The organism is Brevundimonas sp. (genome assembly GCF_041648055.1).
Classification (GTDB): Bacteria; Pseudomonadota; Alphaproteobacteria; order Caulobacterales; family Caulobacteraceae; genus Brevundimonas.
In genome coordinates this window covers 624,486-644,710 of sequence record NZ_JBAZPS010000001.1, presented here as the reverse complement: position 1 = coordinate 644,710, position 20,225 = coordinate 624,486, and the positions used below count along the sequence as shown (strand labels likewise).

Here is a 20,225-nt window from a genome sequence, read left to right as displayed (position 1 = left end):
ACGACTTTCGCCCGCCTGAGTTGACGGAGACGGAAGAGGGGCGTCAACTCAGCGCTTCGGTTATCCTCGCCTTTGGCGCGCGAGCGCGGTCTCGCGGAGCGTCCTCGACCTTCGGGAGGCCGGTTGATCGGCGGAGGCCGCAGGTTGAGTCGACAAAGCGGAGCGATCGACCGGGACAAGCAGAACGCCATTCTTGAGGCTGCGATCGATGTTGCGGGCGGCGCAAGGCCCTCCCTGGCCGCGGTCGCCAGCAGGGCGGGGGTATCTCGCCAGACCGTTTACAATCAGTTCGGCGACGCGCAGGGCCTGAGGCGTGCGGTTCTCATCTGGTGCGAGGCAGCGCTCCGGGAACCGTTTCAGAATTTTCCCACCCAATCGGACACCCGAACCACCTTGGCCGCCTATGCGGAATCCGCCTTGAGGCATATGCGCACCGCCCGGTACCAGCGCGCGATCCGCGCCGTCGGCCGGGTCCTGCCCGACGACAAGACCCTGGCGAATGCGATCTGCGCTGAAATCTCGGAAGCGTGCACGTCGAGCCTCAAAGACTTCCTTGAGCGGGAGATGAGAGCAGGACGCCTGGAGGGCGCGGATCCGGACGAGGCCGCCGCTGAGTTTCGCGCCATGACGCTGACGCGGACCCAACTGCGCATGCTCGCGGGCTTGTTCGACGCCGCCGAGATCGGCGACCCCTCAAAAGAGGCCCGCACCGCTGCTGACCGATTTCTACGGCTGATGGGTGCGGGCGCGAGGAAACATAGTCCCTCTTCACGGTTGGACTCCAACGACCGTCGGGTGGAACGCCAGCCTTAGCGCAGGGGGCGAACGCCCAGCGGCGCGGCCGGCGGGCGGCAGTTTCTTTGCAGGCCGACGCCCTTGAGGAATGATCGGCGCACCAAACCCGCCTGAATTGATTGCTGAACCCGGCGGCTGTGCTGTTCCGCGCCGGACAGACGGCGGACCCAGCTGCGCATGGGAATGAAGTCCGTCACCGTGTCTCGAACGACGTCCAGCGCGGCACCGGCGGCGATGTCTTCCGTTCGTTCGACGCTCGCCCGTTCAGGATCGTCAAGATCGGGTCCCAGCGCCTCGTCCAGGCGTGCGACCTCGGCCGATATCAATCTGCACCCGCTGAGGCCTGCAAGCTCATAGGGATGGACGACTGCTTCGGTCAGAACGGCGGGAATCGCGTCGCGGCGCACATTCAGATCTTCGAGCGGTGTCGCTGCGGCGTCGGCGACACCCGCCCTGAACGTCTGCGTCCCCCGGTGAAGGGACATGCCGCCATTGCATGCCGCCAGCGGGGCGACGAGCAGGAGAAACGCTATGGATTTTCGCAGCATGATGGTCCTCAACCAGACGACTGACGCGGCAGGGGAAGCGCAGCGCGGCCGAGGACCGCGCTGCGCCGGGAGGAAGGACACCCAGACAAGGGCATTGACGAAACTCATTTGGGTACCCGAGCGTTCCATTTCGGGTCTTCGTCTTGAAGGCGTTTTGTGGCGGGCTCGTCTGTGCGGAAGATTTCAATGCTGATGGCTTGCGCTATGGTGGGCGTCGGGTCCTGCGGACAGAAGGAAGGGGCTCCGGAACCGGTCGAAGCGGTTCCTCTGGAGGCGCCAATGGCGGCCACCGATGACCCGGAGATCAGCGACGTCAATTCGCCCGAGGGATATCTTGTCGCCGCCTGCTATGACGACCTGTATATCCTCGCGGCGGCGAAGGCGATCAAGGCCCGATCCCCGGACCCAGAGATCAGGGCTCTGGCCACCCGTCTGGAGACACGACACGTCCAGTTGCTGGCGATTCAGTCAACCTTTCTGGCGGATCTCGGCGGGGCAGCAGCCCCCTCGCGCCTGTCGGCCCGGCATGCCGCCTATGTCGCCGATCTCGAAGCCGCCGCTCCGCGGGAGCGTGATCGGCTCTGGTTGACGCAGCAAATCACCGTGCTGCTCGACTCCTCTCTGCTGCACACCACCTTCTCGCTTCACGCCGACGATCCACGTCTGAAGTCTCATGCCCAGGCAGCCAGCCTCTCGGCCCAGAACCATCTGGACGAAGTCCGCCGCCTCGGAGGTGACAAGCTGCGGCCCCTGGCCGCCTGAAACACTTGGTGATCCGGGTGAAAGGGGTGCGGGCGCACGCGTCCGAACGTCTCCACCTGACGGTGTCGGAGGCTGAGGGGGGCCAGGGTTGCAGAATTTCCGAGGGCGGCGTCACCGTGTCGACGGCGACCCGCGCGGAGGGTGTGAGGCGTTTCATCCGTGCTTCTTCGTCAGAAGTGCAGGTAGTGAGGGGTCTCTTTGACGTTCATCGGATGAGAGCCTCTGCGCCAATGATCGTGCAATTATGAGACGCGACCTGGCTTGATCTCCTGAACCCCCATCAGGAGTTCACGGAACCTCCTTGAGCTTCGGCTGGGATTTGTTCGAACAGCGTTTGTCGAACGTTCCCGACTTGTGTTCCGCTAGGTCCATCTTCTTCCGGCGGGCCGAAGCTAAGGCGGCCAGCGTCCGGTAGCCATGATCTCGTCTTCTAAGGCAGTGGCTTGGAGAAAAGCTTGGCGATCATGGGTTCATAGACGTCCCGCTGGCCGCGACAGCAGTCGGCGACTAGGAACAGAAGCAGGTCCTGCACATGAGGCATGTTGGCTCGGTAGAGAATTTCACGGCTGATCCGGTCGCTTGTTATCAGGTGCGCCTTCTTGAGGACCGACAAATGCGACGACAGGCTGCTCGCCGGCAGCTTGGCGTTCGGCGTCGAACGGTTCAGCTTCTCCAGCATTGCGGTCGGCTTCATCCCGTCGGGCTCCGCGTCGATCAGCATTTTAAAGACCTCCAGCCTGGGCTCGTGACCCAGTGCCGAAAGAGACTCGACCGCAATCCTCGTTTCCATATTTTGAACCTAGTCGAATAGCCGTATTGGTCAAGCCCCCACCAATTGTCGCAATCGGTGGGGTGGGTTAAAGATCAGTTCGAGCAACTTTCCGTCGTTTCCGGTTTGTTCATGTGGCGGATTGTCGCTATCTCAACAAATATGATGTCACGATGGTTGACACCGCTGAGGTCTATACGTCGCGATTACTGACACAGCATGTCAGGAATCTTGACACGGGAGGACTGGAACCTCGAAGTCCTAATTATTTTCCGTAGGTTATCCGAACGAAGCCTATGGCCGACTTTGATCGATACACACAGGAATAACGGCGTTGCCCCAAAGCAACATATTACGAGATTTCGCGTATTATCGTATCGACAAGCGTTGACCTGCTTTTGGCTCATGACGCATACGCTTGTCGATGGTCAACCAACTCAGCACCAGCAAGAGGTCCGCGATCCTCCGGGATATGATGGAACGCCAGGGCATCAACGCGCTGGCGCGGACCAAAGAGGGGAACACGGGGCAGTCTGGCCGCCCGAGCCAGGTGACGGTCCTGAAGCTGCTTGCTGACGCGGGCGATACCGCCATCGACTTCCTCGACCAAAAGATGCGTGATCTCCCCGTCAGGTATGTCGAGGCCGACGAGATGTTCGCCTTTGTCGGCATCCGGGGCTTGACCCTGTTGAAGAACCAGATGCGCGCACCCAAGGGGCAGGGCGTCTTCTGGATTTGGATGGCCATCGACCCCATCAGTAAGCTGATCGTCGCCTGGCATGTCGGCGGTCGAGGGAACGCGGACGCAAAAATTTTCATCGCCGACCTGAAGGCGCGGTGCGCTGACCGCATCCAACTGACGACCGACTCGCACCGCGCCTACTTCGAGGCGGTCGGGTCGGAGTTCGGCGACGACATCGATTATGCGACGGTGAAAAAGCAGGACGACAACGAGCAGCAACTGGTCGTTGAGGAATACACCGGCGTGAAAATGCCTTACCGGCCGAAGAAGCGTCCCAAGCGTGAAATGCACCCGCCCGTCGTTCGCAGCGGAGCCCCGGATGAGGACTGGATCACAACCAATCACATCGAAAGCTTCTTCCAGAAGCTGCGCCAGAACCTGGGGCGGTTCGCGCGGAAGTCGGCGCTCCACTCGAAAACGCTGATCAATCTCAAGCGGGCGCTCGCGCTCTACATCTATCACTACAACTTTCAGCGCATCCACATGACGATCAAGACGACGCCGGCGATGGAGGCCGGCATCGATGACGACCGGTGGACCTGGGAGAACTTTATGGACCTCGTCGATGAAAGGGCGGCGGCTCAAAAGGCAGCCCGGCGTGCCGGTCAGTTGGAGGCCGGCCGCCACGTTGATGACGAGAACATCATCCGCCTGAAAGCCCCCCGCGACGAGCAGGCGGGCGAATACACCGTCATGGTCAACCTGCACCAGAAATACGCCAAGATTCACCTGACCGCCTGCGTGCATCTGCGCGACACCCCTGGCCGGCAGAGCAAGAGGGGCGACTCTCACAAATTCCAGTGCGAAACCTTCGACGCCGCTCAGAACCTCGCCTACGACTTCATGCCCGACGACGTGGATGTCTGCAAAATCTGCCTTGGCGCGTATCACCGCCTCGACACTGGACGCGGCAAGGGCGGCAGCAACCTGAAGCACTAGCGGCGGCAGACGAACGGCGCGTCGTCACCGACGCGCCGTTTATGGTCAGCCCCACTCCGACAGCAGCATCGCCATGACCTTGGACGGGTCTTCTGCGATGGCGACCTCGACACCATCGACGAGGCCGATGAAGCGGTCGTTCGCGACATCGGGATCGACGACGATCGTGATGGTGCGCTCGCCCTTATGAACGACGATCTTGTAGTCTTGGCCTGTCATTGCCGTGCTCCGAAGACAGAGGCGGTGTTGCCTCCGTCATGTCGGGCGCAAGACTCTTGCTACGGCTGGCCCAGCGGCGGAGGGGCCTGAATTTCAAACTGTGTCAGTGCCTCAACTGGTCGAACAGCGGCTCTCGCCACCAATGAATTTCGTCAGGCCACACGGAGGATGTGCAGGCCCGACAAAATATCCCTTTTTCTCTTCGACGGCGACATTACACTCGAAGAGTACGCAAATTTTGTAACAAGTCTTTCTCAACGAAATGGGACATTCTTTGAGAGTCTTCGACAGGAACTAACGCTCGCCCTGCATGCAAAGAAAGCAGGAAGGTTTACAGAATCATTCCTATACTTTTATCGTCTGCTGGAGATGATTGCTGTAGTGTTCCCTCTACTGTATGCGACGACGCAGTCAGACTTTAGTCGATCGCATGATTTCCTTCGCTCGCTCCTATCAAACGAGAAAGATGGTGATCTTAAAGTATTAGCGACCGCGGTGCCGGTGATCGCCCGCCAAGCCAATCTTACCGCTGTCACGTTTGATTTCTCGATAGCTGGATCAGATGCGGCGTGGGTCAGGCTTCTAAAGGCACAAATCGAGCGCTGCGGTATAAGCAATACAGGTGGCTTTGAGTTCGAGTCTGACACCGACATCCTGTTTCATGTGCCGTTCAACTCAATGCCCAATCTACTTGTTCAGTTTCGAAATCGGATGTTTCACTACCGGGTAGGACAGTCAAACTTCAACTTAGGTGCTCTCGGCGGCTCCGAACGAATTTGCCAGATGTTGGTGTCAGAAGCGGCCCATTGGTTCGCGCTGATCTACGCAGAGATCCTTCGTGTGATGGCGAGGAGGCAGTTTTGACCGTCTCTAACTTGCATGGTCGCGCTAGAATTTGGCTCATCGTAACGACTGTGGGCGCGCCTTCGTGCTCTTGCTCTATGCATCCTGCTGCCCGCGCTTATGGTCGCACAAGACGATGATCGGAGTGGGAGTCGAGACCAGTGGATGAACTTCTTTGGATCAAAGCTGTAGACCGCCAGATGAGGCGGGACTGGTGCATAAGCGTGGCGGATGCAGGACTCGATGAGAATGATCTCAGGCGCTACTGGTTGACCGGCGACGATCCGGCGGCATTCGTCGCGTGGTTTGCAGAAAAGTACGACTTGATCCGCTTCGAGACTCGGCTTTTCAGAAGCGCGCCTTCCAAGCCTCAGCCTCCAGCGTGACCGAGGCCTCCAGAGGCGGGGGCAGGATGAACAGGCCGGGTGTCGCCGACAGGTCGTGCAGGCGATAGAGCCGCCAGTCGGCGGGGCGTTCCATGGAGACCTCGCGCTCGGTGCGGGTCAGCCAGAAGGGGGTTGTCGGGCCGCCTCGGGTGGCCTTGACCTCGATCAGGCGCTCGGTGCCGGTGGGCTCGAAGCTGCGAATGTCATAGCCCGCGCCGTCGCCGCGTTCCTGGCTGGTCCATTCGATGCGGCGGGCGAGATCGGGACGGTCGGCGGCGATCAGGCGGGCGCGTTCGTGGTGCAGGACGTGTTCCTCGCCCAGCAGGCCGAGGGCGCGGTTGCGGTGGTCGCGGGCGGCGGGGTCGTATTTACGGACCAGGCGGGCGAGGCCCTCTGGGCGCGGGGTGCGGGGCTGGCCGGGGGGAGGGGTTTCGGTGAGGGTGAGGGGGCGGATGGCTGGGGCGGTGCTGTCGTAGGTCGAACCGTCCTCATGGAAACCTCGAAAAGGCTGCACGTGGGGCCGGGCCCCCTCCACCGCCTTCGGCGGTCCCCCTCCCCCGATGGGGGAGGAATGCGTCGTCGGTGAGGACTTCGGGGTGGCTGTCGAGGTGGCGGTCGATGGCGTCGAAGATGGCGGATTGGTAGTTGGTCAGGGGGCGGTAGCCGCGCACGATGGGCAGACCCAGTTCGGCGGCGACGGCCGAGATGTTCATGTGTTTGAACTCGACCGAGCGGTGGCTGCGTCCGGTGCGTTCCATCAGGGCGCGGGCGCGGTGGGCCTTGACGAAGGGCTGACCGGCGGCGTCGAGGGCGAGCATGGCGAAATAGTCCGCGACGATGGCGTCGAGCTCTTCGTCCTGCCAGTCGGTTCCGGTTTTCGAAGTATCGGCCACGGTGTCTCCCTGAGGCCAGGCTAGACGGCTTGGCGGGGAATGCCAGGGCGGAAGGCGGCGTCGGTTCCGGATGGATACGATTGGATATCGCCCACTGGATTTGTTGGTGACATGGGCGTTTGCGGGGCGATCTGTGCACTTTGCCCGCCATAGGTCGCGGCGGGGCTAGGCTCGTGGGCATGACACAGGCGAAACAGATGACGGAAAACGTGGCCGATGCACCGGCGATGGCGAGGACCGATCCGCGGCGTGGGCGGGAGCGGCGGCCGTACAAGATCCGGGGGCCGGAGACCTGGGCGCTGATCCGCGAGAGCTATCTGGCGGGGGCGTCGGCGCGGCAGCTGGCGGCGCGTTACGACGTGACGGAATGGGCCATATGGCGCCGCGCGTGGAAAAAGGGCTGGACCAAGCAGGACCGGGTCGAGCCGGTGCCGCCGCCCGCGCTGGGACCGCTGACGCCTGAGGTCGACGGGGGTGCGGGGTCTGTCGATGGGCCTGCCGATCCGGGTGCCCTGTCGCGCGAGGCCTTGGCCGGCGTGGCGCGGGCAATGAAGCAGAGCCGTCTGGACGAGGCGCGCAAGCTGGCGCAACTGGCCGTGTCGCTGGGGCGGCTGGGGGAGGGGCCGGGGCGAGGCAACTTTACCCTGAACGACATGGTGCGGGTTGTCTTCGATGACGCATACTGCGTCGAGGTGATGGGGATTGACCCCGATGGACCGCCGGACCCCGACAAGAGCCTGTATTGGGAGCTGCTGCAGCAGACCCGCGAAGTCCGCGAGGAGGCGCAGGTGGAGTTGAAGACCGAGGGATATCGCGAAGGCCGGGCCGAGCTGAGGGCCGAGCTGGGGCTGGAGCCGGAAGCGGACCCGGAGCCGGGCGCGGAAGGGGCGGCGATCTACCGGTTCTATGCGGGCAGGGTGTATCGAAGGCGTCAGGCGTGAATGCCAGCCTCTGCACAGGCTCCCGGCACAGCGGCCCGGAACCCGATCCTCTCCTCACCATTTGAGCACCCATGAAAACAGCCATCGTCACCGGAGCCGCAGGCCTGATCGGCCGGGGGATATGTCAGGCCCTGATCGCGGAGGGCTGGACCGTCGCGGCGTTCGATCTGAAGCCGGGGCCGCAAGGGACGCGGTCGGTGATCTGTGATGTCGGGGACGAGGCGTCGGTGAAGGCGGCGTTTGGCGAGCTGGGGTGGGAGGCGCTGGACCTGCTGGTCAACAATGCGGGGATCGCCCAGCCGGATCGGGGGCCGATGGCCGAGCTGTCGCTGGCCGAGTGGCGCAAGGTGACGGACAGCCACCTGACCGGGGCGTTCCTGATGAGCCGGGCGGCGATACCGCTGCTGGGGGAGGCGGGGACTGGGACGGGGGCCATCATCAACATGGTCTCTACGCGGGCCTTCATGTCCGAGCCGAACACCGAGGCCTATGCCGCCTCCAAGGGGGCGCTGGTCGCCCTGACGCATGCCATGGCGATCAGCCTGGGGCCGCAGGTGCGGGTCAATGCCATCGCGCCGGGCTGGATCACCGATGACGACGACCTGAGGCCGGTCGACCATCAGCAGCATCCGGCCGGCCGGGTGGGGCGGCCCGAGGATATCGCGCAGGCGGTGCTCTATCTGGCCGGGGCGGGGTTCGTGACGGGTCAGGTGCTGAGCGTCGACGGCGGGATGACCCGCAAGATGATCTACGCGGAGTAGGGAGCGGGTGCTGAGGGCCTGACGGAGCCGAGGATTGGCTTAAACAGGTGGCGGGCCAGGTGGCGAACCACGGGCACGACCACGCCATCGCCCGTCAGGTGCAGCGCGTCGCCTTGGCCCGTAGGCAGCCGATAGCGGTCGGGCAGTCCCATCAGGCGGGCGGTCTCGCGCGGGGACATCAGCCGCGAGCGGAGGCGGTCGCCGGTGACTTCCAGCACGATCTGGCGGCTGGAGCCGCCGCCGGGGGTGCGCAGACAGCCGGCGATGCCGTCGAAACGGACCTCGGCCCGCTGGATGCGGTGGCCGTTCTCCTGGCGGGTGCGGCGGTAGGCCGTGCCGTGGGTCAGGGTTCCGTTGCGGCGGGCGGCGGCCAGCTTCTGCAGGTTCAGCGGGCTCATCTGGGACAGCAGACGGGCGGTCTGGTCCGGGGTGTGCCAGGGGGTGTCGGGGCCGTCGGGTTCGATCAGGTCCGTCAGGGTGAGGGTGCGCGGCGGGGGCTCGGGCAGGGTCCACCACAGGGTGCGGGCGGCGACGTCGGGCGGCAGGGCGTGGACGGCGCGAATGACGGCTGGCGGGTGGAAGGGGCCTTGCGGGTCGGGGCTGTGCAGCCGATCGCGCAGGGCGACGCGGTCGTGCGCGCCGATGACGAACAGACGGGGCCGGGACTGGGGCAGGAACCGTTCGGCGTCGATGACCAGGGCCCCGGGGCGATAGCCGCCCTCGGACAGGGTGCGCATCAGCACGGCGAAGTCGGCCCCGCCGCGCGACGTCAGGGTGCCGCAGACATTCTCGATGGCGACGATGGCGGGCGCGCGGTTGTCGGCGGCCAGCCCCTCGATCACGCGCCAGAAGCCGTGGAAGGCTCCGGAACGGTGGCCTGCCAAGCCTCGCCCGGCTCCGGCCAGCGACAGGTCCTGGCAGGGGAAGGAGGCCCAGGCCAGGTCGGCCTGACCGGGCAGTTGATGAGGCGTGATGTCGGCGACGTCGCCGAGGTGGAGCGCATCGTTTCCCCAATTGGCGCGGTAGGCGGCGGCCTTCTTCGCATCGATGTCGTTGGCGAATCGGCAGGTCCAGTCAGGGTCCAGACCGGCGCGGACCATGCCGCCGCCGGCGAAGAATTCGTAGACCTCAGCCACGGTCGTCTATGACGGTCAGCTCGGGCCAGCGGGCGCGGGCGCTGGCCACGGCCTTGTCCCAGCCCTTGGCGCGTGGGCGGTTCGGATTAGGGCGCAGGGTCATGGCGAACAGGTCGTCCAGGCCGAAGGGGGCGGCGACGGTGATGCGGTCGTCCGCCTCCAGCCGGATGCCGACGGCAAAGGCCGGGGCGACGAAGCGGGACAGGGCCTCATCGGTGTCGCACAATGGCTCATAGGGCTCGCCGAAGCGGTCGTGGAACCACAGGTGGACGCGGGCCTGATTGCGCACCTCGACGAGGTCGCTCAGGGGCGGTTCAAACGCGGCGGCGGCGCGCCGGATGACGACGTCCTCGGCATCGTATGAGGTGTCGGGATCGAAATAGCCCAGGTCGTAGTCCTTGATGCCATAGCCGATCGCGCGGCCGGTCCGGGCGTTCCAGACAGCCTGATAGACCGCGCCGGAGAAGACGCGCCAGTCGGGCAGGCCGAGGACGCGGACGGTTGTCAGGACCTGCATCAACTCGGGTTGAGCGCGGACGATGGCGATGAGGCGGGTCTCCAGATCGTCCATTCTCAGAGGTCGCGCACGGGCCAGGCGTGATCCAGCGGCCCGTGGCCGCCGCCCAGGCCCGGCGCGCGGCGGATGGCTTCCGAGACATAGGCCCAGGCGTTGGCGACGGCGGTCTCCAGCGGCAGGCCGCGTGCCAGACCGGCGGCGCAGGCGCTGGCCAGGGTGCAGCCGGTGCCATGGGTGTGCCGCGTCTCGATGCGCGGCCCCTCCAGCAGGGTCTCGCCGGTCGAGGAGATCAGGACGTCGATCACGGTCTCGCCCGGCACATGGCCGCCCTTCATCAGCACGGCCTGTGCACCCATGCCCAGCAGGAAGGCACCCGCCCGACGCTGACCGTCCAGGTCGGTGATGGTGAGACCTGTCAGGGCCTCGGCCTCGGGCGCATTGGGGGTCAGCAGGGCCGCGCGCGGGATCATCAGGCTGCGGACGGCGGCGACGGCGTCGGCGTCCAGCAGGGGGTGGCCGCCCTTGGCGATCATGACGGGATCGACGACGGCGGGGGCCGGGGTGGTGTCCAGAAGGGCGGCGACGCGCTCGATCACGGCGATGGAGCCCAGCATGCCGGTCTTGACGGCATCGGTGCCGATGTCGTCCAGCACGGCGCGGGCCTGTTCCTCGATCAGGTCCAGCGGGAGGGGATGCACGCCGTGGACGCCCAGGGTGTTCTGGACGGTGATGGCGGTGATCGCGGTGGCGGCGAACCCGCCCAGCATCGTGATGGCCTTGATGTCCCCCTGAATGCCCGCGCCGCCGCCGGAATCGGACCCGGCGATGATCAGGACGCGGCCGAGGTCGGCGGGGGGCGGTTGGGTGTGGGCGGGCATGTTTCTGAGATGGCCGAAGGAGGCGATCAGGGCAAGCGGTCGATGGCCGACAGCGCCGCCTGCACCTTCAGCGCCTGGACCGTCTCGCGCACGTCATGCACCCGGATGACGGCGGCACCGTTTCGGGCGGCCTCCAGGGCAAGCGCCAGTGAGCCGCCCAGCCGGTCGGTAGCATTCGTGGCGGTCGGGTCGATGGACTGGATCGTGCGCTTGCGGCTGGCTCCGTAGAGGATGGGCAGGCCGGTGGCGGTGAGGCGGTGCAGATGCCGGGTCAGGGCCAGATTGTGAGCGGCGGTCTTGCCGAAGCCGATGCCGGGGTCCAGCCAGATGCGGTCGGGCGCGAGGCCTGCGGCCATGACCTCTCCGGCCCGCGCGGCCAGCCAGTCGGCGACCTCGGCGACCACGTCGTCGTACTGCGGGGCGTCCTGCATGGTCTGCGGCTGGCCCTGCATATGCATCAGCACGACGTCGCATTGCAGCGCGATGGCGGTGGCGACGCTGTCTGGCGCAAAGCTCAGGGCGGTGACGTCATTCCAGATATTGGCCCCGGCGGCGACGGCGATGCGGGCGACCGGGGGCTTCATGGTGTCGATGCTGATGGCCCCCGACCATCCGGCGTCGCGCAGCCCGGCGATGACGGGGGCGGTGCGGGCGATCTCGGTGTCGACGTCCACGGGCGTCGCGCCGGGCCGGGTGCTCTCGCCGCCGATGTCGAGGATGTCCGCGCCCTGTTCGGCCAGCTTCAGGCCGTGAGCGATGGCGGCCTGGACGGTGTCGTACTGGCCACCGTCCGAGAAGCTGTCGGGCGTGACGTTGACGATGCCCATGACGCGCGGGCGGGACGGGGGACGGGAGTGGGCCATCAGCTCTTGCCGCCGATCAGACCGGCGATGGCGTCCAGATAGGTGCCGAAGGCCTTGCGGCCCGCTGCCGTGATGGTGACGCGGGTCAGGGGCTTGTTGTCCTTGAAGCTCTTGGCGATGGCGACATAGCCGGCCTCTTCAAGCTTCTTCAGATGGACCGACAGATTGCCCTGGGTCGCCTCCAGCGCGTTCTTCAGCTCGGTGAAGTCGGCGGTGTCTGCATCGACCAGATAGACCATGATCCCCAGCCGCAGGCGGCCGTGGATGACGTCGTCTATGCGTCCGAGGTCGGCCAGGCCCATGCGTCAGGCCCGATTTGCCGCACGCGCGTCGCGCAGCATGATCCAGCCGGGCAGGGCGAAGAGCAGGAACAGGGCGGCGGCGCAGACGCCCAGATAACAGTCGACCTGACGGACCAGAAGGCCCAGGGCCACGGCCGTGACCCAGCCGCCGATGGACGTCGCCAGCATCCAGGGCTTGCGCTTCAGGGTATAGACCAGCAGCCAGGCCGACCCCTGAAGACAGAAGACCACGGCGGGATAGTAGAGCCAGACGGCGAAGTCCTGGTCCCGCATGGCTCCGACACCGAAGATGATGATGACGGCGACATTGGCCATGCCTGCGCTGCTGAAGGCGGCGTTCAGGATGCGGGTCGCCAGGGGGCCGCGCGTGCCGCCGACGCCGTCGGCCTTGTCCTTCTGGATGGCCCAGACGAGGACGCTCAGGAAGGCGACGCTGATGCCAATGACGAAGGCCAGATTGGCCAGGTCTGGCCAACGGATGACGCCTGTCGCCTGACCGATGTGGAAGAGGCACTGTAGCCCGTACAGAAGCCCGCCTGCCAGATAGGCGACGGCCAGGGTCAGTTGCGGCTTGCCGCCGCCCTCGACGATGGCGCGCATGAAGGCCAGGTCGTCTTCGGCGGAATGCAGGCGGGGGGGGGTGGGCATGGCGAGGTCTCCGGCAACCGGCTCGTCCCTGAGGTGAACGAGCCGGTTCCTGTTGGCAAGCTATTCGGCGGGCACGGCGTGAGGAACTGGAGCCTTGCGCCACGGGACGCGGCGGCCGTTCAGCGCCTTGCCGACGAAGGTGTGGCGCACCAGCAGTTCGTAGCTGATCAGCGAGACGGCCAGGACGCCGAGGACGATGCTTCCCAACTTGCCCCACCAGGGCAGGGCGACCTCCAGAATCAGCACCTGTCCGGCCATGACCAGCGGCAGATGGATCAGATAGATCCAGTAGGAGGCGTCGGCCAGATAGCGCCGCACGACGCTGTAGCCGCTCAAGAACCGGAGAGACAGGCTGATCGCGGCGAAGGTCGCGGTGAAGACGGCGAAGGCATAGACGGCGGCGGCGAAGGCCTTCGTCGACGGATCGGATATCGGCATCAGCGATGGGACGGGCCCGCCGGAAATCATCAGGGCTCCGGTGCCCGTGCCGACGGCCACGAGGCTGAACAGGGGCCACAGCCGCTCGATCCGGGGCAGCAGGTCGCGGCGGCGATCCAGCAGGATGCCGAGCGTGAACGCCAGGCCGAAGGCGACGACGGCGGCGGGATTGGGCACGAAGCCCTTGTCGGGCGTCGGAATGCCGAAGAAGGCGATCCAGTCCGGCGTCAGCCACAGGGCCAAGGCCAGGGGTGCGGCCAGGACGGCGGGTGTCCACGGACCGATCAGGATGTTGGTCAGACGATCCAGATTCCTGACGAGGCTTCCGTCGCGGTCGATACGCTGGCTGATCAGGCGGACGGCGAGGAAGACGCCGTAGAAGAGCAGCAGCACCCACAGGAACCACAGGTGCAGCAGGGGGAAGGTCTCCAGCGTCAGGGGTGGGGGTGGCGGGCCGTCGGTCGGGATGGCGCCGCCGTTGTCGATGGCCGCCTTCCAGACGATGACGGCGATGACGGCCGGAAAGACGACCCACCACATGCCAAACATGGGGTTGGCGATGCGGCCGGCCCGGTCCTTGACGAAGCCCCAGACACCGCGACGCCTCAGCAACAGATGGGCGAACAGGCCTGCGATGAGGAAGAAGGTCGTCATCCGGAACAGGTGGATGGCGAAAAACAGCACGCTTACACCGGTCGAGGTCTGGTCGTCCGGAAACAGCCAGATTGGCGTCGGCAGATAGGACAGGCTGGCGTGCAGGACGACGCCGAGTATCAGGGCGATGCCGCGCAGGGCGTCGAGTCCATGGAGGCGTTCGGCGTGTGGTGTGGTGGACGGCATGGGATTCCCCTCTCGGTCTGACCATGCAATACATAAGACAAGTTTGAAATGCAAACATGTTGATTCGGTCGTGTGTATGGTCTGGCTCTGTGCGGCGTTCGAAGGGCCCCGCATCTGAAAATATGCTCGACTTCCGTCAGGTCATCACGGAATGTTACAGACTGGTGGATCTGGAGATATTGCCCAATGCCCATGACATCGCGCGCCGGATTTCAGGTCGATGAGGCATTGGCGAGCTTCATCGAAACGGAGGCGCTGCCGGGGCTAGGGCTCGAGGCGGCGAGTTTCTGGAATGGCGTGGCCGACATTTTTGGCTGGGCTGCGCCTGAGAACCGGCGCTTGCTGGCCATCCGGGACGATCTTCAGGACCGCATCGACGGCTGGAACCGCGAACGGAGGGGCCAGCCCTATGACGTGGCGGCCTCGCGCGCCTTTCTGACCCACATCGGCTATCTGGTTGAGGCACCCGCGTCCTTCACCGTCGATCCGCGCAATGTCGATGCCGAGGTTGCGACCCTGGCGGGGCCGCAGCTGGTGGTTCCGATCCTGAACGCGCGCTTTGTGTTGAACGCCGCCAATGCCCGGTGGGGAAGCCTGTACGATGCGCTTTATGGCACGGATGCGCTGGGCGACCTGCCGCCCGCCGGACCCTTTGATGCGGCACGGGGGGTGCGGGTCGTAGCGCGCGCCAAGGCGTTTCTGGACGAAGCCGTGCCGCTGGCCGAGGGCAGTTGGGCCGACCTGGCCGCCCCGCTGGCCGGCATCGCTCTGCGTCACCCCGAACAGTATGTCGGACACAGCGACAGTTCGCGCTTATTTCGACACAACGGCCTGCATATCGAGGTGGTGTTCGATCCAACCCATCCGATCGGCGCGACCGATCCGGCGGGCATCGCTGATGTCATCCTGGAATCCGCCCTGTCGACCATCGTGGATCTGGAGGATTCCGTCGCAGCCGTCGATGCGGCGGACAAGATCGCGGCCTACCGCAACTGGCTGGGCCTGATGAAGGGCGATCTGGTCGAGACCTTCGACAAGGGCGGGCGGTCGATGACGCGGGCGCTCAACCCTGACCGGATGTTCACCGACCCGGACGGGACGACCGTCACCCTGCCGGGCCGGGCCCTGCTGTTCGTGCGCAATGTCGGGCATCTGATGACGACCCCGGCGATGCGTCTGGCCGACGGCACCGAGGCTCCGGAAGGCGTGCTGGATGCCATCGTCACCAGCCTGATCGCCATGCACGATGTGAAGGGGCAGGGGGCGTTCCGAAACAGCCGGGCGGGTTCAATCTATATCGTCAAACCCAAGATGCACGGGCCCGACGAGGCCTCCTTCACCAACCGCCTGTTCGACGCGGTCGAGGATATGATCGGTGCTCCGCGCCGCACGATCAAGGTCGGGGTGATGGACGAAGAGCGCCGCACCTCGGTCAATCTGGCCGCCTGTATCCAGGCGGTGAAGGACCGGATCGTCTTCATCAACACCGGCTTTCTGGACCGCACCGGCGACGAGATCCACACCGTCATGCAGTACGGCCCGGTGGTCCGAAAGGGCGACATCAAGTCCGCCGCCTGGATCGCCGCCTATGAGGCGCGCAACGTCGCCATCGGCCTGAAGCACGGCCTGTCCGGTCGCGCCCAGATCGGCAAGGGCATGTGGGCTGCGCCCGACCGCATGGCCGACATGCTGGACCAGAAGGCGGCGCATCCGAAGACGGGTGCCAACACCGCCTGGGTGCCGTCACCCACGGCCGCGACCCTGCATGCCCTGCACTATCATCAGACCGACGTGTTCGCGCTGCGAGACGCGATCGCTGGCACAGCGACGCCCGATCTGGACCTGCTGCTGACCCCGCCGCTGGCGGAAGGGCGCAATTGGTCAGATGCCGAGGTGGCCGAGGAACTGGACAACAACGCGCAAGGCTTGCTGGGCTATGTCGTGCGGTGGATCGATCAGGGCGTCGGCTGTTCAAAGGTGCCGGACATCCACGACATCGGCCTGATGGAAGACCGCGCGACCCTGCGGATCTCGTCCCAGCACATGGCCAACTGGCTGCTGCACGGCGTCTGCACACGCGAGCAGGTCGAGGCGGCGCTTTTGCGTATGGCAGCCAAGGTCGATGCCCAGAACGCGGGCGACCCGCTTTACCAGCCGATGGCCCGCGATCCCGAGGCCAGCCTGGCGTTTCAGGCGGCGCGGGCGCTGGTGTTCGAGGGTATTGATCAGCCGAACGGTTATACCGAGCCGCTGCTGCACGCCTACAGGCTCAAGACGAAGGCGGCGGGCTGACTACTCGCTGCCGGATCGCCACAGGTTGTTGGTCAGCGGCTCGATCAGATAGGCCAGCGCCGTGCGCTTGCGCAGCAGGACGACGACCTCGACAGGGGCACCCGGACGGATGGTGTCGGCCGACCGGCCCAGCTTCGCCAGTTCCTCGGCCGGTACCACGATCTCGACCCGGAAGAAGGTCGCGCCGGTCTGTTCGACGGTAAAGCTGTCGGCCGAGATACGCGTCACCCTGCCGTGGATGATGGGTGGATTGCTCTCGCGCAGGCCAGGAAACTTCACCTCGGTCTGCTGCCCGGGCTCCAGATTGTCGACATCGTTGGGGCTGATCTGGGCGACGATGACCTGGGAGGCTTCGCTGGGCACCACCTCCATCAGCGTCTGGCCGGCCTGAATGACGCCGCCCTGGGTGAAGATGGTCAGGCCCACCACCTGGCCCGTAGCGGGGGCGCGGACCTCGCTGCGCGCGATCTGGGCGCGCAGTTCGGCCAGGCGCGGACGAAGTTCGTTCAGCTGGACATCGATCAGCCGGAACTGTTCGGCCACGTCCTCGCCCAGTTTCGTCGAGACGCCGGACATTTCTAGCCTGGCCTGGCCGATCGCTTCCCGGGACTGGGCGATCTGTGACCGCAGCGCGCCCTGTTCGCCATCCAGCTGGGCAGCGGCGCGTTCAAGCGCCCTGACCCGCGTCTGCGGGGCATAGCCTTGCGCCGCAAGACTGCGCATGCCGGTCAGCTCTTCCTGTATCAGGCGCTGCTGTTCGACATTGGCGGCGATCTGACCCTGGTAGCCGACGATCTGCTCGTTCAGCTGGTTAACGCGCTGGCCCAGTACGCCGGTTTCGGTCGAGCGGCCGGTCCGGCGGGCGTTGAACTGGGCTTGCTGGATACGCAGAGATTCCTGGGCCAGGGCGGCGTCGTCGGCGTCGAGGCTGGCGAATTCCGCAGGGGTTGGAATACTGGCCAGGCGATCGCGCTCCGCGACCAGTCGTGCCCGCTGGGCCAGCAGGGCATAGACCTGACCGGCCACGCCGCGCTCTGTCGCAGTCAGCTCGCCGGTGCCAACACGCAACAGGACCTGGCCCTGACGGACTGTGTCACCCTCCTCGACCAGCAGGGCACTGACTACGCCTCCGTCCCGGTGCTGGACCGCCTGGCGATTGCCGGACACGGCAACCGAGCCCTGGGCGTAGGCCCCTTGATCCAGGGGGGCAAAGGCGGCCCAGCCGAGGAATATCACGAAGAAGGCCACGATGATGGTTCCGCCGATCATCAGCTCGCGGCGCGGGGCGTCGGTGACGACGGTGGGTTCGGGTGGCTGGGGGGCCGTGGGTTCAGCGGCTTGGGGGGCAGCGTGCGTCATGATGCGGGTCGCGGACCGCGCGGCTGATTCTGAAGTTGCTGAGCCTGGCTTTGGGATTGGCTCTGAGCCTGGGACGGCTGTTGCGGCTGGCTGGCCGGCGGGGTCGGGCGCCCGGCCGTGGCGCGCATCTTCTCCAGTACCTCTTCGCGTGGACCTTCCTGCTGAACCATGCCGTCTCGCATGACCAGAAGGCGATCGACGCGGGCCAGAACCCCGGCCCGGTGCGCGATCACGACCACGGCGGCTCCACGCGCGGCCGCGCCCAGGATGGCCTGCATCAGAGCGGCCTCTCCTTCCTGATCGAGGTTGGAGTTCGGCTCGTCCAGGACCAGCAGGACGGGTTCGCCATACAAGGCCCGCGCCAAGGCAACACGCTGGGCCTGACCTGCCGACAGGCCCTGGCCGAAGGGCCCCAGGATGGTGTCGTAACCCTTGGGAAGCCGAAGGATCAGCTCATGGGCACCCGCCGCCATTGCCGCCTTGACGGCACCGGCGTCCGCGACGTCCTGGGTTACGCCGGTGGCGGTGGCAAATCGCGAGATGTTGTCCTTGATCGAACCGGCGAACAGGCTGGGCACCTGGGGCAGGTAGCCGATGTATCGAGCCAGTTCGTCGCCGTCGCGAGCATCGTATTCGGCCCCGTCCAGTCGGATGGCCCCGGCCTGGGGCTTGAACGCTCCGGCGATAACGCGGGCCAGGGTGGTCTTGCCCGAGCCGCTGGCCCCGACGATGCCCAGGGTCTGGCCGGGTTGCAGGGCGAAGGCGACGCCGCGCAACTGTGGCGTCTCGGTATCGGGGAATTTGACCGTAATGCCCTCGACCTGAAGCCGTCCGCGCGGGGCGGGAAGGGCCGTTCGTTCACGCTCTACGCCAGCGGTGCCTGCAAACAGATCGGTCAGTGTCTTCCAGCTGGCGACGGCCTGGACCAGGCTGGGCCAGACGCCGACCAGAAGTTCGATGGGCGCGACCGCGCGGCTGAGCAGGACGGAGGCGGCGATGATCGAGCCCGGCGTGATGTCGCCCTTGACGGCCAGGTAGGCCGCCAGCCCCAGTGCCGCTGACTGCATCACCAGCCGCAGGAATTTGATCGCGCCGGAATAGCGCCCTCCTGCCAACTGCGCGTCGGCCTGGGCGGCGGTCGCGTGCTGACGCTGGTCGATCTGGCGCGCGATCGACGACTGACGCATGCCCAGGGCGCGGACGACTTCAGACTGGCCGGCAATGCTTTCCTGGGCAGAATAGGCGTGGTTCTGGGACTGGATCGCCTTGTTCAGGCGGGGACGGGTGTCCCGCTCGTTCAGCCAGGCCAGCGCGAAAAGAATCATTCCGCCGACGAGGGTCAGCACCCCGATCAGCGGATGGAGCAGAAAGCAGCAGGCCAGGTAGATCGGTGTCCACGGCGCATCGAACAGGGCCAGCATCCCTTGGCCGCCGATGGCCCCGCGCACATTGTCGAACTCGCGCAGGGCATGGGTGTTGGGGGACTTGCTCTGCAAATCCATGACCCGCGACAGGACCTTGCCAGACAGCATCCGGTCCAGACGAAGTCCGGCGCGCAGCATCAATCGACCGCGCAGCCAGTCCAGCCCGGACAAGGCGGCCAGGGCGAACAGGGCCACCACCGTGATCAGAACCAGCGTCGTCAGACCACCGGTCGGCACGACCCGGTCATAGACCTGCATCATGTAGAGGGTCGGTGTCAGGTACAGCAGATTGACCAGGGCGGAGAACACCGCCGCCCAGACGAAATGGGTCCTGCACGCCTTCAGCGCCTCGGCCAGGGGCTCCGTGCCCGGTTTACTGGGAAGCAGGTTCTTGAACACGAAGGCGGACACAGTCCTTGCGATTGAGCAGATATTTTAGCGCGTTACCGCGATCACGGATAGCCGGAGGCCTTTCAGGAACGGCGCGAACCCGGTCCGGGATGCATCGCCCTTTTCAAACGCCAGCTTGACACCCTCACACAGTATGTAGCACACACTGTGTGTCACACACTATGTGACATCTTCAATGCGAGCTTGCTGATGCCCGAGGGCACCGACATCTTCGAGACCATGCGGCTGGAGCTGCGGCGCGGGTCATTGGTCCTGGCCGTGCTGGCCTGTCTGCGTACCGAACGCTACGGCTACAGCCTGCGTCAGGCCCTGGCCGCCGACGGGCTGGAGATGGAGGAAAGCACCCTCTATCCGCTGCTGCGCCGACTGGAGAGCCAGGGTTTGTTGGATAGCGAGTGGCGCGAGGAGGAGAAGCGCAAGAAGCGTTTCTATCGCCTGTCCCCGCAGGGCGTGACCCTGCTGGCCGCCCTGACTGATGAATGGCGGGGCATCAATGCCTCGCTCGACAAGATTCTCTGA

Annotated in this window: 22 protein-coding genes; 8 read left to right on the top strand and 14 right to left on the bottom strand. The window is 65.4% G+C overall.

Annotated features, from left to right (window positions below; genetic code table 11):
- The first annotated feature begins 123 nt into the window (after positions 1–123).
- Positions 124–813 (top strand): TetR/AcrR family transcriptional regulator, encoded by a 690-nt coding sequence (locus tag WC585_RS03115; protein ID WP_373256077.1) that lies wholly within the window; start codon positions 124–126, stop codon positions 811–813.
- On the opposite strand, the gene WC585_RS03110 is transcribed toward WC585_RS03115, so the two are convergent.
- The gene (locus WC585_RS03110) at positions 810–1,343 is read right to left on the bottom strand and encodes a hypothetical protein (protein ID WP_373256076.1); all 534 of its coding nucleotides are present in this window, start codon (positions 1,341–1,343) and stop codon (positions 810–812) included. The genes WC585_RS03115 and WC585_RS03110 overlap by 4 nt on opposite strands.
- Positions 1,344–1,622: 279 nt before the next feature.
- Here WC585_RS03110 and WC585_RS03105 point away from each other — a divergent pair, with 279 nt between their 5' ends.
- Positions 1,623–2,105 (top strand): DUF4142 domain-containing protein, encoded by a 483-nt coding sequence (locus WC585_RS03105; protein ID WP_373256074.1) that lies wholly within the window; start codon positions 1,623–1,625, stop codon positions 2,103–2,105.
- A gap of 430 nt (positions 2,106–2,535) precedes the next feature.
- On the opposite strand, the gene WC585_RS03100 is transcribed toward WC585_RS03105, so the two are convergent.
- Positions 2,536–2,826, bottom strand: a complete 291-nt coding sequence (locus WC585_RS03100) for a transcriptional regulator (protein WP_373256072.1) — start codon at positions 2,824–2,826, stop codon at positions 2,536–2,538.
- A 466-nt stretch (positions 2,827–3,292) separates the two neighbouring features.
- On the opposite strand from WC585_RS03100, the gene WC585_RS03095 reads away from it, so the two are divergent.
- On the top strand, positions 3,293–4,555 hold the full coding sequence (locus WC585_RS03095; protein ID WP_373256071.1) for a hypothetical protein: 1,263 nt from the start codon (positions 3,293–3,295) through the stop codon (positions 4,553–4,555).
- Positions 4,556–4,600: 45 nt separating this feature from the next.
- On the opposite strand, the gene WC585_RS03090 is transcribed toward WC585_RS03095, so the two are convergent.
- Positions 4,601–4,774 (bottom strand): hypothetical protein, encoded by a 174-nt coding sequence (locus tag WC585_RS03090; protein WP_335624387.1) that lies wholly within the window; start codon positions 4,772–4,774, stop codon positions 4,601–4,603.
- A gap of 168 nt (positions 4,775–4,942) precedes the next feature.
- Between WC585_RS03090 and WC585_RS03085 the strand changes: the two genes are divergently transcribed.
- A complete protein-coding gene (locus WC585_RS03085; protein WP_373256069.1) occupies positions 4,943–5,638 on the top strand; it encodes a hypothetical protein in 696 nt (231 codons plus the stop codon).
- A 327-nt stretch (positions 5,639–5,965) separates the two neighbouring features.
- On the opposite strand, the gene WC585_RS03080 is transcribed toward WC585_RS03085, so the two are convergent.
- Positions 5,966–6,517: a DUF3883 domain-containing protein gene (locus tag WC585_RS03080; RefSeq protein ID WP_373256067.1), complete on the bottom strand. Its 552-nt coding sequence runs from the start codon at positions 6,515–6,517 to the stop codon at positions 5,966–5,968.
- Positions 6,492–6,896, bottom strand: a complete 405-nt coding sequence (locus WC585_RS03075; protein ID WP_373256065.1) for a hypothetical protein — start codon at positions 6,894–6,896, stop codon at positions 6,492–6,494. Before WC585_RS03075 ends, WC585_RS03080 begins: the two co-directional genes overlap by 26 nt.
- A 179-nt stretch (positions 6,897–7,075) precedes the next feature.
- Here WC585_RS03075 and WC585_RS03070 point away from each other — a divergent pair, with 179 nt between their 5' ends.
- Together WC585_RS03070 and WC585_RS03065 are read left to right on the top strand one after the other, a co-directional pair.
- Positions 7,076–7,837, top strand: coding sequence for a hypothetical protein (locus WC585_RS03070; RefSeq protein ID WP_373256064.1), 762 nt, complete (start codon positions 7,076–7,078; stop codon positions 7,835–7,837).
- Positions 7,838–7,908: 71 nt separating this feature from the next.
- A complete protein-coding gene (locus WC585_RS03065; RefSeq protein ID WP_373256062.1) occupies positions 7,909–8,598 on the top strand; it encodes an SDR family oxidoreductase in 690 nt (229 codons plus the stop codon).
- Here the strand turns inward: WC585_RS03065 and WC585_RS03060 are convergent.
- The 7 genes from WC585_RS03060 to WC585_RS03030 are packed head-to-tail and all read right to left on the bottom strand — an operon-like array spanning position 8,586 to position 14,220.
- On the bottom strand, positions 8,586–9,734 hold the full coding sequence (locus WC585_RS03060) for a DNA cytosine methyltransferase (protein WP_373256060.1): 1,149 nt from the start codon (positions 9,732–9,734) through the stop codon (positions 8,586–8,588). The two genes, WC585_RS03065 and WC585_RS03060, sit on opposite strands and share 13 nt — an antisense overlap.
- The gene (locus WC585_RS03055; protein ID WP_373256059.1) at positions 9,727–10,305 is read right to left on the bottom strand and encodes a nucleotidyltransferase family protein; all 579 of its coding nucleotides are present in this window, start codon (positions 10,303–10,305) and stop codon (positions 9,727–9,729) included. Before WC585_RS03055 ends, WC585_RS03060 begins: the two co-directional genes overlap by 8 nt.
- A gap of 2 nt (positions 10,306–10,307) precedes the next feature.
- Positions 10,308–11,129 (bottom strand): bifunctional hydroxymethylpyrimidine kinase/phosphomethylpyrimidine kinase, encoded by an 822-nt coding sequence (gene thiD / locus WC585_RS03050; RefSeq protein WP_373256057.1) that lies wholly within the window; start codon positions 11,127–11,129, stop codon positions 10,308–10,310.
- A gap of 26 nt (positions 11,130–11,155) precedes the next feature.
- Positions 11,156–11,992, bottom strand: coding sequence for a dihydropteroate synthase (folP, locus tag WC585_RS03045; protein WP_373256056.1), 837 nt, complete (start codon positions 11,990–11,992; stop codon positions 11,156–11,158).
- Entirely contained in the window at positions 11,992–12,294 is a 303-nt protein-coding gene (locus WC585_RS03040) for a winged helix-turn-helix domain-containing protein (RefSeq protein ID WP_373256055.1), read from the bottom strand. Before WC585_RS03040 ends, folP begins: the two co-directional genes overlap by 1 nt.
- A 3-nt stretch (positions 12,295–12,297) precedes the next feature.
- The gene (locus WC585_RS03035; protein ID WP_373256053.1) at positions 12,298–12,942 is read right to left on the bottom strand and encodes a hypothetical protein; all 645 of its coding nucleotides are present in this window, start codon (positions 12,940–12,942) and stop codon (positions 12,298–12,300) included.
- Positions 12,943–13,002: 60 nt separating this feature from the next.
- Entirely contained in the window at positions 13,003–14,220 is a 1,218-nt protein-coding gene (locus WC585_RS03030; protein WP_373256051.1) for an acyltransferase family protein, read from the bottom strand.
- 186 nt (positions 14,221–14,406) lie between these two features.
- Here WC585_RS03030 and WC585_RS03025 point away from each other — a divergent pair, with 186 nt between their 5' ends.
- Positions 14,407–16,512 carry a malate synthase G gene (locus WC585_RS03025; protein WP_373256049.1) on the top strand — a complete coding sequence of 702 codons (2,106 nt, stop codon included), beginning with the start codon at positions 14,407–14,409 and terminating at the stop codon, positions 16,510–16,512.
- On the opposite strand, the gene WC585_RS03020 is transcribed toward WC585_RS03025, so the two are convergent.
- Both WC585_RS03020 and WC585_RS03015 read right to left on the bottom strand, forming a co-directional pair.
- Positions 16,513–17,871 (bottom strand): HlyD family type I secretion periplasmic adaptor subunit, encoded by a 1,359-nt coding sequence (locus tag WC585_RS03020; RefSeq protein WP_373256048.1) that lies wholly within the window; start codon positions 17,869–17,871, stop codon positions 16,513–16,515.
- Positions 17,868–19,694 carry a type I secretion system permease/ATPase gene (locus tag WC585_RS03015; protein WP_373256046.1) on the bottom strand — a complete coding sequence of 609 codons (1,827 nt, stop codon included), beginning with the start codon at positions 19,692–19,694 and terminating at the stop codon, positions 17,868–17,870. Before WC585_RS03015 ends, WC585_RS03020 begins: the two co-directional genes overlap by 4 nt.
- Positions 19,695–19,895: 201 nt before the next feature.
- Here WC585_RS03015 and WC585_RS03010 point away from each other — a divergent pair, with 201 nt between their 5' ends.
- A complete protein-coding gene (locus WC585_RS03010; protein WP_373256044.1) occupies positions 19,896–20,225 on the top strand; it encodes a PadR family transcriptional regulator in 330 nt (109 codons plus the stop codon).